This is a genomic window from Leptospira barantonii, from assembly GCF_002811925.1.
Taxonomy (GTDB): Bacteria; Spirochaetota; Leptospiria; order Leptospirales; family Leptospiraceae; genus Leptospira; species Leptospira barantonii.
In genome coordinates this window covers 57918-73437 of record NZ_NPDS01000004.1, presented here as the reverse complement: position 1 = coordinate 73437, position 15520 = coordinate 57918, and the positions used below count along the sequence as shown (strand labels likewise).

At 34.9% G+C, this 15520-nt stretch carries 16 protein-coding genes; 4 read left to right on the top strand and 12 right to left on the bottom strand.

The window, feature by feature from the left end; translation table 11 throughout:
* Window positions 1-9: 9 nt before the first annotated feature.
* Window positions 10-1371: a Kelch repeat-containing protein gene (locus tag CH367_RS10530; RefSeq protein ID WP_100762468.1), complete on the top strand. Its 1362-nt coding sequence runs from the start codon at window positions 10-12 to the stop codon at window positions 1369-1371.
* Window positions 1368-1958, top strand: coding sequence for a tetratricopeptide repeat protein (locus CH367_RS10525; protein WP_208861994.1), 591 nt, complete (start codon window positions 1368-1370; stop codon window positions 1956-1958). The genes CH367_RS10530 and CH367_RS10525 overlap by 4 nt, the downstream gene beginning before the upstream one ends.
* Window positions 1959-2234: 276 nt before the next feature.
* Here CH367_RS10525 and CH367_RS20805 read toward each other — a convergent pair whose 3' ends face one another.
* Both CH367_RS20805 and CH367_RS10515 read right to left on the bottom strand, forming a co-directional pair.
* On the bottom strand, window positions 2235-2921 hold the full coding sequence (locus tag CH367_RS20805) for a hypothetical protein (protein WP_165783263.1): 687 nt from the start codon (window positions 2919-2921) through the stop codon (window positions 2235-2237).
* 64 nt (window positions 2922-2985) lie between these two features.
* Complete coding sequence (locus tag CH367_RS10515) at window positions 2986-3297, bottom strand: hypothetical protein (protein WP_244284547.1); 312 nt, start codon at window positions 3295-3297, stop codon at window positions 2986-2988.
* A gap of 139 nt (window positions 3298-3436) precedes the next feature.
* On the opposite strand from CH367_RS10515, the gene CH367_RS10510 reads away from it, so the two are divergent.
* Window positions 3437-3709: a helix-turn-helix domain-containing protein gene (locus CH367_RS10510; protein WP_425268838.1), complete on the top strand. Its 273-nt coding sequence runs from the start codon at window positions 3437-3439 to the stop codon at window positions 3707-3709.
* A 445-nt stretch (window positions 3710-4154) separates the two neighbouring features.
* On the top strand, window positions 4155-5384 hold the full coding sequence (locus CH367_RS10500; protein ID WP_100762465.1) for a tetratricopeptide repeat protein: 1230 nt from the start codon (window positions 4155-4157) through the stop codon (window positions 5382-5384).
* A 46-nt stretch (window positions 5385-5430) separates the two neighbouring features.
* On the opposite strand, the gene CH367_RS10495 is transcribed toward CH367_RS10500, so the two are convergent.
* The 10 genes from CH367_RS10495 to CH367_RS10450 form a co-directional block, all read right to left on the bottom strand.
* Window positions 5431-6345 carry a tetratricopeptide repeat protein gene (locus CH367_RS10495; protein ID WP_165783265.1) on the bottom strand — a complete coding sequence of 305 codons (915 nt, stop codon included), beginning with the start codon at window positions 6343-6345 and terminating at the stop codon, window positions 5431-5433.
* A gap of 249 nt (window positions 6346-6594) precedes the next feature.
* The gene (locus CH367_RS10490; RefSeq protein WP_100762463.1) at window positions 6595-7434 is read right to left on the bottom strand and encodes a hypothetical protein; all 840 of its coding nucleotides are present in this window, start codon (window positions 7432-7434) and stop codon (window positions 6595-6597) included.
* Window positions 7435-7542: 108 nt separating this feature from the next.
* A complete protein-coding gene (locus tag CH367_RS10485; protein WP_100762462.1) occupies window positions 7543-8439 on the bottom strand; it encodes a tetratricopeptide repeat protein in 897 nt (298 codons plus the stop codon).
* 93 nt (window positions 8440-8532) lie between these two features.
* On the bottom strand, window positions 8533-9585 hold the full coding sequence (locus CH367_RS10480; protein ID WP_100762694.1) for a hypothetical protein: 1053 nt from the start codon (window positions 9583-9585) through the stop codon (window positions 8533-8535).
* 49 nt (window positions 9586-9634) lie between these two features.
* Window positions 9635-10960: a tetratricopeptide repeat protein gene (locus tag CH367_RS10475; RefSeq protein WP_100762461.1), complete on the bottom strand. Its 1326-nt coding sequence runs from the start codon at window positions 10958-10960 to the stop codon at window positions 9635-9637.
* Between the two features lie 52 nt (window positions 10961-11012).
* On the bottom strand, window positions 11013-11849 hold the full coding sequence (locus CH367_RS10470; RefSeq protein WP_100762460.1) for a M23 family metallopeptidase: 837 nt from the start codon (window positions 11847-11849) through the stop codon (window positions 11013-11015).
* A 71-nt stretch (window positions 11850-11920) separates the two neighbouring features.
* Window positions 11921-12700, bottom strand: a complete 780-nt coding sequence (locus CH367_RS10465; RefSeq protein ID WP_100762459.1) for an SH3 domain-containing protein — start codon at window positions 12698-12700, stop codon at window positions 11921-11923.
* A gap of 130 nt (window positions 12701-12830) precedes the next feature.
* Window positions 12831-13412, bottom strand: a complete 582-nt coding sequence (locus tag CH367_RS21005; protein WP_244284544.1) for a hypothetical protein — start codon at window positions 13410-13412, stop codon at window positions 12831-12833.
* Between the two features lie 171 nt (window positions 13413-13583).
* On the bottom strand, window positions 13584-14297 hold the full coding sequence (locus CH367_RS10455) for a hypothetical protein (RefSeq protein WP_100762458.1): 714 nt from the start codon (window positions 14295-14297) through the stop codon (window positions 13584-13586).
* Window positions 14298-14386: 89 nt separating this feature from the next.
* On the bottom strand, window positions 14387-15268 hold the full coding sequence (locus tag CH367_RS10450) for a hypothetical protein (protein ID WP_100762457.1): 882 nt from the start codon (window positions 15266-15268) through the stop codon (window positions 14387-14389).
* Window positions 15269-15520: the final 252 nt, after the last annotated feature.

Genomic DNA, 15520 nt, shown 5'->3' with positions numbered 1-15520 from the left:
AATTATCGAATGAAATATACTGTTACTCTTATACTATTATTTTTCTCAATTAACTGCGGCCAGTCTCCCTTGATCGACGGCTCAAACCTTGATACCCACAAACTCGATGGGTTCCCTCTCGTTATTCCTGGAGCCACAAGCGCGGCCTTCATATTTAAATGCAAAGCAGAATCTTCAGCCGCAGTTGCTTACGGTAGAGGAAGCATCGAAGGAATTATGCCAAGCATTACGAATTCGAAAGATCATATCGTAGTAATCAATAACCTTGAAACACAGACAAACTACTTTTATTCAGCCTTCTGTGGAGACTTACAATCTCCTCCTAATCCGTTACTTCTTACTTTTCAAACCCTCGTAAGCGACCAGCCACAGAAGACCCGAGGTATTTGGATTATAGGAGGACTCGGAGCTGGAATTGCTCCAATTGCTCAGGTAGATCTGTATGATCCAGTAACGAATCAATGGATTCCATCAATCACCAGTGTTCCTACTCCGAGAGCCTACTCCAATATTGTTTCTCATCAGAATAAAATCTACGTTATGGGTGGTTTGGTAAAGTCAGGGGTAACTTTCACAGCCGTAAATACTGTAAACGAATACGATCCATTCAATAATGTTTGGAAAACAATGGCTTCGATGCCGGATACACATCAAGGTGGTATTGCTTTCTCATCTGGAAATGATATTTACATCATATCTGGAACAACCTCCGCGGACATGACAACTGGAACACTTGCAAACACGGTTTACAAGTTCACCCCTTCCTTAGGAACCAATGGAACTTGGTTAAAATACGTTTCAAACAGTGCGATTTTTCAAAGAGTGGATATGCCGGGCTGTGCGATTCACGATACTTTGTTTTTCTCTGGTGGACGACGAAACACGGACGGCCTTCCATTTAACACCTCAGACGCTTATATCCCCAGCGGGAATACAACCACCTCCCTTGTCGAAGCGACGATCAGCCAGGCAAAATATGGAGCCGCGATGGCTTGTTACCGTCCAAACCCAAAGGATACCTACCCTGCTGATCCAGCCGCGATTTTAATTGCCGGAGGATCAACGACCGCCGATGTATTTCAGCCTCCGACATCGGTTACGTCCACCAATACCTTTGATTATAGTTTAGCGACAACCTCCAATTATACTGCCGGAGGGATTATACCAACCGCACTCTATTATCCAGCTATGGAAGTCTCCTATGAACTTAGGAGAGCATTTCTTTTTGGTGGAGCCAATCTCACCAATGTTCCGCAAGATAAAGTTTACTCTATGGATTTAGGAAACCCGACGACTACTCCGTGGAGAACAGAGACAATTACCCTACCTGTTGCACGATACGGACACAAAGCGGTTATTTTGAGTAGATGAAGATGAAAAATATTATATGCCTAATCTTATTTTCGATCATTCTTTCTGCTTCTATCTATCCGCAAAGCACCGACGAAAATACTTCTTATCAACAAATTAAAGACTTTATCGATTCAAATCGTGTTGTTGAAGCACAATCCCTTCTGGATGAATGGATCAAAATCAATCCGAATGATGTCACACTTCAGCTTTATCAAACGGAAGTTTGGATCAAAGTTGCTGATCAGAAATATAAGGAACGTAAGTTCAAAACTGCTTTCTCATACTACGAAAAAGCTTTCTCCAATTGGCCTAACAACCCCTCTCTTCGAGCCAGATATATGGAGCTAAAAGACAAGAAACTTGTGGATCATGTCTCCTCTTCTCCAATTCTTAAGACTCGTTATTCCGGATTTGGCCCTCAATCAAACGAGAGCGGTAGTTTAAATATTCCGTTTCAAGAAATAAATGAATCTCTTAAACAAATTAAGGAAGAAATCCATTTTTTACAAGAGAAATCATATCATTTCTATCTAACTCTCACCTTAATATCATTGTCGATTCTACTTCAGTGCTTTATTTTATTGAAGTTAGGTTTTCGTCGTTAGAAAACCACAGTGTTACTTGAAATCATAAATCTAAATCAACAGAAATACTTGAATAAACGATGACCGAGCTTAAAAATCTTGAAGATAAATTAAATTCTAATTTAAATAGAATTTCGATTATTCGAATTGCTTCATGGTTCACATTTATTATTTTTTGGATATTCTCCTTTTCGACGATTTGTCAACAAACGATTTGGCTTCACAAAATTCAATTTTTTGCAAATTTACGTTTAGATTACTACTTATGCTTTTTTGGGTTATTAATTAGCTATGCAATTATTTTTCCAATTGCAAGGTATGCGGACCGCCATCGGATGTGTAATTCAATGAACCTGTATCACGGAGATCACCGTTTACCGACAATCTATAAGAAAATTCGTAAGATGAATTGAATTCACTACTGAAAGGGACGTAAGCTATGCAATTTTCAATACTAGCTTTGTGCCTTCTGCCTTCACCAATTTGATATTCAAATTCTATATCACTATTCTTAATTTTACATTGAGTGAATGATTTTTTCTCAGTTGCTTCTTCTGTTATTATTGAATCACCTGTTCTGAAAATTGCGGGAATCCAATCGAAGACTAAAACGACAGGAATTATAAGCCCAACCGATAGAACAGTTCCTAATCCCAATGCATAATAGTAGCTTCCCTTTCCGCATTCATTCGTCGAATTAGTGTGACAAAGAGTTCCATCTTTATCTCGCATAAGAGAGGTTGTGACTTTTACTTTCGTTTCGTATTTAATCCCTTCCATTTGCCTGATGGAAAATTCTAAAAAGTTACCTTCTGCGTCCGGAGGAGAAACAGCAAAATCAGCTACCTCCGTTCCGTTCCCGATTTGATTCTTTTGTATAACGACTCGATCTTCTTTATAACCGAGACAAGCGAATACAAAGAGAGAAAGGAGGAAGATCACGAACTTTCTTAGTTTAGTCTGCGTAATTATTTTTGATTTCATATTTGTTCTCATTAGGTGAGTTAAAGAAAGGGAACCTCATCCGAATCGAATGAGGTTCTCAGATTCAATTTACTCGCTGTCCTTTAAGATCTTGATCGATAACGATCTCTCGATCGCAAGAAAAGAACTTAGCTAAATTGGTAGGTGGATTTGTGTCGCCAAAGACAATGAACTGATCGCAGGCACTCAATTCTACACGTTCGCCTGGATTCAATTGAGCTCTTGTTACGAGCCTTTCCTGACCGTTATAAACAGAAATGTAGAGAACTCTGCCGGAAAGGTTTCCGATTTTTGGAAATGCACTTAATTCTTGTGTACACAAATAAAATCCTAAAATAATCGACAAGATTTTTAGAATGGAATGTCCTAATTTCATATATTGACCTCAGATTCAATAATCGAGACCCACATTTTAATGTGCCCATTCATGATGTCAAACAAAACACACATCATAATGTGGATATGAACGACTAAAAGCTGTATTTCTAAGCCATCCACATTTTAGACTGTAGGTAATAAAATCAATTCCCCACATAATAATGTGGGTGAGTAAAAAAGAATTTTCAGTTGAAACTGACGAATTTCGAAAAAAATTAGGAATTAAGATTCAATCTTTACGCAAATCGCGAAATATTACGCAAGAAGAAATGGATGATGGGTCTGAACTTTCAGTTCATTTCCGCACAATTCAAGAAATTGAATCCGGCAGAGCTAATACTACGATTAATACAATTCTAAAAATTTCTAAAAGATTTAAAGTTAAACCAAAAGACCTTTTGGATATTTAATAAAATGAATATTAAAATCAATATCGGAAATTTTATTTTTTCCTTTCGACCGTGCTAATTTTCAAAAAAACCATATCGTTAATTCTATGCTTAGTGATTTTAATTCATAGTTTCTATATTTGGTTTGGCACTGCATGGAGTGCAGGTGAATCCAGAACAGAAATGCCAGGTTTTGTCAGTATCATGCCTCTACTCTTTCTTTTCTTTCTAATGCAAAACTTAATCAAATTATTTAAGAACCTTAAGAATCGAATTCTTCATACTTTCATTTATCCATTACCGCTTCTATGCATTTACTCAGTCTTCTATTGGAAAATCGATGATTTGATTTATATTACTTTTTCTTCTTGTTCCCTGTTATACATAATTTTAGAATTTTTTGAATTTAGAATACAAAATTCAAAAAATGCTTAATTTCAAATCTATAGACAAGCTTTAGCTCACAATGAAAATAATCTTAATTCTTATCATTCTTATTCAATTTCATTGTGCCACTATTTTTGGAACCGTGATCGGCGGTAAGATAGATGAGGATCACGGCCAAACGGTCGGACTTATTTCCGGCTTTAGCACCGACGTCGCAATTAGTATTTATACAGGCGCAAAGTATGGAGCCTTATACGGGCTGGGATACGCTGGAATTACAGTTGTGTCTCTTCCATTAATTTTTTTCATTTTGATGAATCCGTTTGGCCACGGAGAACCTTTAGAATTTCCAATTTATCGAGATGATGATAATGGAAGATACTTAAGAGAATTATTTCAAAATCAAAAGCACTTTAAAGTTTATCCGAACTTACATGAAGATAAGAAGCGAACGACTGCATCAGATAAAGAATTTAAAATGAAACTTCTCTCCGGTTTAACATATTCGAGCCATCACTTTTTCGAATTTGATGATATCGTTAGGGATCAAGAAAAACAATATTCAATTGAATCAGTTGAGACAATCACTAAGAATATGCAAAAGTTTAAAAAGCTCTTTGGACAAAATTTCATATTTTACATAGATGCAACTGTAAATCTTTCATCTTGTTTTACTGAACGAGTTTCAAATAAAGCTCATCTCCAATCAATTAAATATAATCTTACCTCTTACAATTATCCTGAAAATTTTCAATATACGAGTTATATTACGACTACCGGTACGATTCAATTATTTTTAATCGATTTCAAAAATTCAAAAACAACACGTTATGACTATCAAGATTCGATAAAGATTTATAATGAGTTTGGCAATAAAGAATGCCCAAATCAAGACGAAGTTAAATCCTATGCCTTCGACCACTTAGGGACGAAAGGAGGAAACCTTCTTTTTCCAAAAATAAAAGCAATTAAACATAAATTTATAAGTAAAGATCCCAATGAAGAAGTGCAAGAATTACTACTTGATGGCATAGAAGGTATATCATACGGATATCAAATAAAAGACATTTCTCCGAAAGCAAAAGAGAAATGGACAGAAGCGCTTATAAAATCAAATTTCAAATCCGAAGGCGCATATGCAAATCTTGCTTTTTATTATCTGAACAAAGGATTTCTCCGGGAAGCAATAGAGATGTTTACAAAAGCTGCAGAGTTAAATGGAGAGAATCAGAAATATTGGAAAAGAAAAATTGAAACTATTCAGTCGATTTTGAATGCTGAAAATCAAAATTTAAAGAAGAGTCAGTAACAATCTTCCCAGCTCTACAGATCTATTAACGTTTCTCATGGAAACATTATCTCGATAAACGCTGAATTGGATAAATACGGTTATTCAATTCAACGGCCAAAGAATAAGCTTCTTGAGCCTTATCAATCAGTCCCTGATCTAAATATATTAAAGCGCGCGTACGATGCAAATATGCTTCACTTCCATCTAAGAGTTCCGCCTCATGCATCAAAGAGTTTTGTCGTTCAACGTCGCCTAATCGACCGAAGATATAAGCCAAATGAGCACACACGTAAGCCGTAGGATTCACTTTGTATATTTCAGTAAAAGCATGTTGTGCCCTAATGAAATCACCTTCAACCATCGAAAGAAATGCAAGACTTATCCTACTACCATAATTGTCCGGTTCTATTTGAGATACTTTCGTGAAATATAATTTCGCTTTTTCAGTTTCGTTCAGATGCGCGTAGGCTAATCCTAAAAGAAAAAAATCATCTTTTCCTGACACATCTTTTGCAAAATGTTTGATTACTCTCGCAATGGCAGAATAACCGACTGGTCGCAAACAATAATAGATTATCGTTCTCAGTTGATCGAATCCAAATTCAGGGAGCTTTCGTGTATTCACTATAATAGACGCGGCTTCTGCGTAAGCTTGTTTATTTAAAGCAGTAGCAATTTCGGCCCATAGTAAACTCGATTTTTGGAAACTTCGGATAAATAAAAGACCATCGGTTCCATATACCTTTCCCCCTACTTTGATCTCCCGAGGATAGAGATTACCTAATGATAATAGTAGAAAGTTGAAGAAAAATCCTATTAGCATCCATTGTATAAAGTCAGAAGAAAAGTTCAGAGCAATAAATCCGAATAGCGGCAATGCGATTATTCCATTGAATGCAACTCCCGACAAAAATATTATTCTTGAAGTGATCAAAGATTCAACAGGAGCGTGAATCGTAAGGCCTGAATGATAAAACAAATTTCGCCAACTAAATGTGATTCGAAACCTACCTATTGTAATCTCGAATAGATTTTTTGTAGTTCCATCACATAAATTTATATGCACAGTAGATTTCGTAAACATTAATGCGGCAATTGCATGACCAAATTCATGGAGTATGATGTTCAGAGGAGTAGATATAAAAGAAGATAGAAGGAATATTAAATATGGAGGCATATTGTTTTAATATTATGAAGTAAAATTCGCACAACGAATATAGCTAACGATTCAATAAGCAAAAAATTGTCCGAAAGCCCAAACTTTATTTGTATCATCAATGCTAATTAGTAGCCAGTAGCTTTCCCAATCTTTCACCTTTTCCTTCTCCAAAGTCCGACCATGAATGATTACCTTCTTCCCCTTTGGAAGGCTTTTTAAGTATGGTCCGTCATACACATTTACTATGTAATCAAGCTTTTTATAATGAATTCCCGGACCTTCGCGTAAGACAACGGATTCAGTCACTTCACCAACTCTATTCCCCATAGTAATAATTTTACGATTCATATATACTCGTTCATTTCCAGCGGGAAGTAAAGATTGTTCTATATTAAAGGTAACGACATTTGATGGTTTTGCATCCGAGCTAAACACCTTAAATTTATGATTAGATGAACATACCAAAGAATACTCATATTCAATATCCAAAGGAGTAGGTTCAATGATGCATTTACCGTTATGGAAGGTTGCCGGGCAGTCCTGACCATTCCGTTCTCCTGAAGTACAAAAGTTGGACTTCAACTCAATAGAGTTATTTTTGAAAGAGTATTTACCTTTGTTGAACCAAGTCCAACCCTCTGAATCATAGCTAAATTCGTATGAGCCGTTATCATTGAACTTTAAATAAAGAGCATGCAATCCGGAAGTATTGGAAAATTGATTTTCTTTTATGACTTTATCAATTGACTTTGCGGGTTTTAATTTTATTTGTTCTTGCCGACAGGAAAACAGATTAATTACAACGAAGAAAGCAACTGCTTTTAGCAAAGTATTGCCAATCTTATTCAAGAGCTTTTCAACTTGATGAATATTCTCAGCGTCCGAACAAAAATACTTTAAATAACTCATTTATACCCCTTTCCCATTAATTCAAAGAATTTTTTCGAATCGTCCGATCAATCTTCATTCATTTCGAAATTAAAAGCTTGAACAATCTTCAGAAGATTTCCTAATCCGTTAATTACAAGAGGTATGCCTTGACGGAGGACCACCTCGATCTATGTAATCTTCCCAATTTAACTCATACTCTAAATTAATTTCTTCACACTCAAATTCACTCGATCCGTCTTTACACATTTTATATCCCGACTTGCATATATTCCCTTCAGGGTCAATGTTTGAATCTTCTGGCTTTATGCAGCTTTTACTATGGGAATGCATAAGAATTTTATTAACATTTGAATCATATCTCCAGGTGCCTAAAACAATTTCACCTATTCCGGCAGCGGCATCCTCTCTAAACTTTCCGTTAGGGCAAAATGTAATTCCGTCCGTTCCAATATGAAGTGAAATTGGCTGCTTTAAATTTTTAATTTCGGCCAAGAAGAATTGCTTACTTGCATCAACTAAATATTTTCTACTTGGCCAATTTATATCAACTCTCAAATATTGAAGGTCATCGTCAGTTAGGATACGATGAAAATTCTTGTATCCGTTATTAACTGCTTTATCTAAATATTCGAATGCCTTAATTTCCATTTCTTTTCTTGAATAAGCGCATGCTAAATTGTAGTATAAAAGGTCTTTTCTTTCGTAATTCAGCAGCTCAGCAATCTCATAAGATCGGATTGCTAAATCTAAATTGCCAATATTCCAAAGACTGTTACCATAATTATAATAAATACTACCGGTCGCATAAACTTCGAGAGCCTTCTCATATGCAGATATTGCATCGGCATCTTTTTTATTCTTATAGAAGGTCAAACCGATCTTTTCAAATTCAAGAGCCTTCGCCGTCTGATCCTTGTTCTCTCTTTTAGTCAGAGCATATGTGTCCGTTAGATATTTATTACTTTCAAATTTATTACAAGTGAGCAGTAAAATTGTAGAAAGAAAGATAAGTATTATATTCATTTGATTCCTAATTTTGTTTTATAAGATGTTTAGCAAAATGCCTAAAGACAAAATCTATAACGACGAATTCACAATTACACGATCATTCTGTCTTTAATATGCCTTTAAATATTGCTTTGTCTCAATTGTTAAATCATTCATTGATTTCGGAATAAAGTTATCCTTACATTGAGTAGGCAATCCATTAGTAAATTTATGATATCTAGGGCCAATGCCTTCAACTTCGAATTCTTCTCCGTAATACGGCCGAAACAAAGCCGCTAATGCAGATTTAGTAAATGATAAATCTCCAGGAATTTCTTCCGGTTCGCGACTGGATTTAACACAACCAACGAATTTATAGGAGTCATACACTTCTTGTTCATTGTGATTAAGGTGTGCCTTTCCAACGCCTTTTGCAAAGCACCTTTGATTTATATTTAAACTCAGATTGTTCTTAACAATTGACCAATCACCTAAAAAGACTTTTTTTGAAACGTCATAGTCATGTGTTGAATAAGTGACTAATTTTTGATTCGGGCAAAGCAAATGCACAACAACATTATTCGGACCGAGAACCGTTATTACGCCAGTTAAGTTTGAGGGAGAATAATTTAGTATTTTCGTTGTCAAAGACCGTTTTAAATCTTTCCAATCCTTAAGTTTCCTTAAATTTTCAAAAAGAGGTTCGTTCTCAATACGTTCCAAATCCGAAAAACCTCGATCGGTAGCGTACTTTAAAAACGTTAAAGACTCCTGACTTTTTCCTTCCGCACTGTAAGCTGCACTTATTAGGTATAAGGATTCTTCTGGAAGATCTGTAGCAAACATTTGTCGAATTGAGTTCTGAAGTGCAGCTTTAGCGTCATCGAACTTTCCCACTCCAAGTAAGGATCGCCCATATTCATAGAATAATCTTTCACTCTTAACCGATTTTAACATAAACTCGGAACTTTCTTTAGCCTCTGAATATTTCTTTTCATCGTTCAGTTTAATAATTTTTGCAACTTCTGATTCATTAGCGGAGGTTTGCCTTGAATCTCCTTCGGAAATGATTAACAAGTTATTTTTCGTTTCAAATGGAACTGCTTTAGGGAAGTTTCTATTTCTTCCATATAAATGAACAAAAGCGGAAAGGAGAATTGTGATTAATATTATTTTCTTCATTTTTACCAAACTTTTATGAGGTGCCGAATAACGTATCTCTGAACCAAGGTCAGAGCGATTCTGCTTTTACTATCCACTGCTCTACATATTCCAAATATCCTATATCAGGCATAAGCGTTTTGGCTTTTTTTAAGTGTTCTAATGAAGAATTTTTATTATTTAACCAATAGTAAGTGACTCCGATATTCAAATTCGAAATGAAATCCTCGGAATAAAGAGACAATGCTTCAGAAAGGTATTTCTGAGCCATCGGATAATCCTTTTTTATCAAATACATATTCCCTATGTTGGATAAAGTAGGTAGCCTCTGGTCGTGGTCTAAATAATCAGTCATTTCTAATGATTTTTTATAAAACACCAAAGATTCATCATACAATTTCATTTCGCTCAATATAAATCCGATTTCATAAACTTGCTTGTATGTTAAATTTTTAAGATTCTTGATTTTAATGATGTTCTTCTGAAAATATTCAGAGTCCCCCGCATAGTATGCTATCATCGATCTTAGATATAACAAATAATCTTGCAATGATCCTGAGACCTTAACATTATTTAATTTATTTGTGAATTGCCGATGTTCTTTCATGCTAATGAAATGGCCGACAACCCTCAGATAATTGTTAGGAGAAGTTGTTGATAATTCTGAAAGTTGATCGTAAATTTTGGAATTGGAAATTGATGGGACTTTGATTACAGCCATTTGTCCATTTGGAGAAATGGAGTTAAATACAGGTTCACAGGCCAAATCAACGAAACTATACATTACGTTATCTGAAATAACTGTGCAATTTTTGAAACAATCTAAAAGAGTCTGAATTACCTCATCTTTTTTTCCAATTTTGAAGAGGGCAAATGCCTTATTGCCATAAAGATCACCAAACGAAGGTCGGAACTTAATACCATCGTCAGCATACTTGATCGAAGCAATGTAGTTGCCTCTACCAGCTTCCAAAAACGATAAATAATTTAGTGTATTAGGATCATTCCCGTTTTTCGTAAAAGCTTCGTTAAAGTAATATAAAGAATCTTTTTCATCTAAAGCGAAACCGACTAAACTTGAAACGCCAAAAAGCAAATCTTTACGATAATGATTACGCTTTGAAAATTGGGTCTCCGCTATTTTCTTCACATTGGATAAAGGTATTTGCATATTTTTGAAATAATTTAAAGCTGCATTTGAATTAGCATATTCATCTGCAAGCTGATGAGCAATTCCTGCAAACAAAAGATATTCGGGTTCGGATTTCGCTTTAATTCTCGCATACTTAGCTGCTTCAGAATATTTACCTTCAAGAAAAAGATTTTCAAACTCATTAGAAGTCCCGTATACTACAGTGGACCAAAATATTAATATTATTAGATATAAATTCTTCATATTTCCCTTTAAAAAAGCGCCTAACGAAATGAAGTCCTATCAAGCATCGTCATCATTTCTTTTTTTGCTCAACTTTCCGCCAATCGAATTTTAGCGGATCTTCAAGTTGAGCCGTTGGATCGAACGGGTGATTATACTTCGAATTTGAAAAAATAATATAGTATAAAACTTTAGCATTAGAAATAGGCCATTTTACCGATGTTCCTACTTTTCCAAGAACTTGACCTTTAGAGACCTTATCACCCTCTTCTACTTCAATAGAATCAAGAGGACCGTAAATTGATTTTACTCCGCCTCCATGATCCACCATTACTATACCGCCATATCCTTTCGGATTTTTATCAAGGAAAGCGATCACTCCGTCGCTTACAGTCGGTATATCCGGACTTTTTTCAACTTTCATTCTCAATCCTCTTGTATAGATGGATCCGGTTGTATCTTTAGTAATCGGAACGACACTTCCGTATAACTCTCGAATCTTATCGTCCATTCTGACAAACTGCGAACCTAATTCGATCAGAGAATTTTCTCCATCGGATAAGCTGTATTTTATTTCTATTGTTTTTGGATTTCTAACGTAGAATCTTAGAAGCTCTGAATTCTTCGAATTCTTAATTGTGCATATATATAATTCACCACAGTTTACACTTAGATCGGTCGCAATAAAGTCCGCATAAGCCGAGTTTAGAATTAGAGCATACTTGGTATTATTCTTATTTGTTAGAAACCGAAGATAAAGCGGTGAATAATTTTTATCCTTATAGCTATTCTCTGATTCTATATTAAGTTTCCAAAGCCCGTCTAATTCTACAGAATAGTTGTCATCAGAGCTATTTATTCGCCCTGCCTGAACAAACAACAATAGCATTAAGATTAAATACTTTTTCATTTTCACCTATTAAATGTTAGCTTGAAGAAAATACGACATCGAGACACACCCGGATGCGGCGTAGCAAGAATTTATTTAAGAAATGGGTATAGCCAAGACTTCAAATGTGAATTACAAACGTAATTTTTTTCCTCATACGCCCTATAATTAAAATCATCCCAGTTATTAGAACCGGTTTTCTTTTTGCCCCAATTAAATTCTTTTCTTTTGCTATTCAGAAACCATTTCATCACGGAAGTTCCATCTCTATTTACATAGCTATCGCTCGAGAAATAAATTTGAATTTCTTCAGAGTTTCTTTTTATATCCGTAACTCTTACGCTAAAACTACTATATTTACTCAATATAGCGATTGTATCTATGATAGTATTGATTTCAATTGAGTAAACTTCGTAAAAAACATCGTCCCCGTCCCCACTCAAGAAATCTTCCGAAATAAAATTTAATTGGCAATGATTCTTCCCAGTCTTATTGAAATAAGATCGTAACTCATTATAGAATTCCTCTTTAATAAAGGGATCACCTTTATATAATGAGTTGCGTTTGTCATAAAAACTTTGATCAAGAATTTTAGCAAAGCCACTAAATATCCATCCAGTCTGATTTAAATATTTAATTTTCCACCATGGGGCTTTCGTATTTTCTATTGTTTCAGAAATATCACTTTTAGCAAGAATCGTAAAGAACTCGTCTTTCGGAATAAGCATTAGTTTATCAGAATTAGTATTAGAATTCACTCTTAAATATAATCCATTAGGTGCAATTACGTATCCTTGCTCCTCCATTGGGATTTTACAATTTAACGAAAAAATAAATATGAAAGCGTAGTTTATAGTTTTCCTGTAGTTCATTTTTAATTCCTATATTATTATCTCATGCATAGGACGAAGCGGCCATTGCATTCTCTATTCTTCAGTAGATTCCTTGCTACAAGGATAATTAAAATCCTTACCCGGGCAAGGTGTGCCAATCTTTCCTGCTTCAATTCTGAAAAGCAATACAGTAAAATAAATCCATCGGAAATGGAATCGATTTTTGAAGATCATTAAATAAGATGAATATGTATGCAAAACCTACACCTTTTTTCCAGAGTCCAATTACATGCACATATTTGTAACCTTTTGAGAAGTCTGAATTCCCTTCGATTAAACCTGACATACCATAATCCGCTCCATATTCGGGCCTAACTCCTTCAGGCGGAAACATGCTAAATCTTCCTATCAATTCTCCATCTTTCGGCTGACTAATGTTCAACATCACAACCTCTGTCGAAGTGCGAAATAAATACTCGTTTTGCTTTTCATCCGAATATGTTATTGAATTAGGAAATAAGGAAATCCTTATCTCGCCGTCATAACCTTCTTTGCGAAAAGCGTGCTGATAAGCAACGTCTTCTTGGTTTATTCGACTTACTGGTTTGTATGAGGATTTATTTTTGAATTTAACGGAAATTGATTCGAGAGCCGACTGAAATTCGGGATATTCGTTGCCTTTTGCATTTAACTCAATTAAACCTAATACCAAAATAATTATATATAGACTTAATCCTACTAATACTCTCATTATTATTTCTTACCTGATACTTGAAAAACGAATAACGTTTGAAAACCGAGGCCACAAGCAGAGCAAAATCACTAATTTTTATCCGATCGCCAGAGTGATTATTCACTACAACACGCATAAGACATCTATTCCTTCGAAATTAATAATTACTTAGTCATGGCAAAGCAACTATTAAGGTTTATATAAATAATAGATCTTACCTTTCCATGAAACACCCCTCATTACTTCTTTGCCAGTTTCATGACTAATATCTTTAATTAAAGGTGTGCCCATAATTACAATTTCAGTTGGGTTTATAAAGCCTATAACTAAGCTTCCTTTTATCCAATCAGCATCAAGGTTACCTAAGTAGCAAACATTTCCCTCACATTCTAATTTCATATCTTCCATTGAAAAGGTCTCATAATCATCTGGGTCGTAGTTATAAAACTTAATTAAGTTATTTGTAACAGAAAATTTCATAAACGGAATTTTTAATTGTTCATCCTTAGGAGGTGCTTCATAACCAGCTTCAATCCAAATATTTTCAATTAAGGAATAAGCCTCTTTTGTCGTTATCAATTTTAAATCACTACCAAAAACATGCTTCCCTTCGATCCAAACAAGAGTTCCTTTATTAAGGATCTGAAACCAACAAAGCTCTGTAGGTGTGTATTTCTCATTTGGTATTATAGGAACGAAATATCTATTTATTTTATGGATTTTTTTCGTAATTTTTGCAGAAGTAATTTTAGTGTCGTAGTTAGGTTCTCGATAGAGATCAATTTTACTGTCATTCGAGATCAAGATATAGCTTTTATTATTAAAAAAATTCCCATTGATTGATTCTCCAAAACTTGGCCTAACATAAAGCCCTATAAAAATTACAACAATTATTAATCTCATTTAACATCTCTTATGTTTACTAATTAACCTAAAGAAACAGTCTACTCGCAAGAAGAAATTATACGACACACGTGGTCATTTACTAAACCTTATTCCTCCGTAATAAACACGGAGAATATCTTTTTATTCTTTGTCTCAAATGAACATTGTGAAACGTCAGAATATAGCAAATCTGTTTCTGCAGACTGCTTACGTTCTTTCAACTTAACATTTAATTTTTTTGACGCCGATTGAATACTGTCACCGAAGACAACTGACTTGAAAAGTTCTTGGTTCGAATTTCCGTAACTACTCAACTGAAGCGAATAAACTTTATCCCTTTCTTCTTCTCCCCCATCATAAACGTACAGGACCGTCTTTGTTTCTTTGTCTATTATATAAACCTTCGCATTTTGATTCCTATGCTTCATATTATCATAGACGGGACCATATTTATCTTCAATAGAATCAATGGTTTCCTTATAGTCTGATCCGAGCTTTATCCCCATCAAAGAATCAGAAAAACATGCACTTTGATCCAATGGTGCATTAGATTTCTTTAGAGATCCAAGAAAAAACACCCGCTTTTTATTTTTGAATGCTCCATAAAAGAATATAGTCGCTTTAAATTGAACATTAGTATTTATTTCGTTTTGCAGTTCGGTAAATTGAGATTGAGTAATCCAAATTTTTTGCGTTTCTTTGCGGTTTTGAAGTGATATCTCGTATTTGTAGTCACTGAATTTATATTTTTCGATTCGTGAGTTACCATACGAATCAATAACCCATTTCTCATTGTTAGGAATTTCAATGATTGGACCTACTGCTTTAACCAATACATCAAATTTAGGCAACCGTGTATCAGTATTGAAATCTGAGTCGGAAGAATTTTCTAAAGGAACTACTTGTCGAAAACGTGAAAACGAAATCAGGTCCTCGGAAAAGAGATCAATCGATATCAATAGAATAAGTAGTAAAACGAGTTTCTTCATTATTTCTCCAATGTTTTCGTAACTTGTCGCTCTAACAATACTATACGTTATTCCCCCATTTCCAGACAAAGAATTTTTTCAACTGCACCGTTCGCCCCAACTCTACTATAATTCCGTAATATACTCACTGCTTTTCAGCAGAAATCTCCTTGACAACTCCCCCTTTCTGTGTATACAAAAGAACCCTCCGGAAACCAGCAGTGACCCTCACTTTAAATCAAAAAACAGTTTCGATCCCCAAGTTTTCTAACC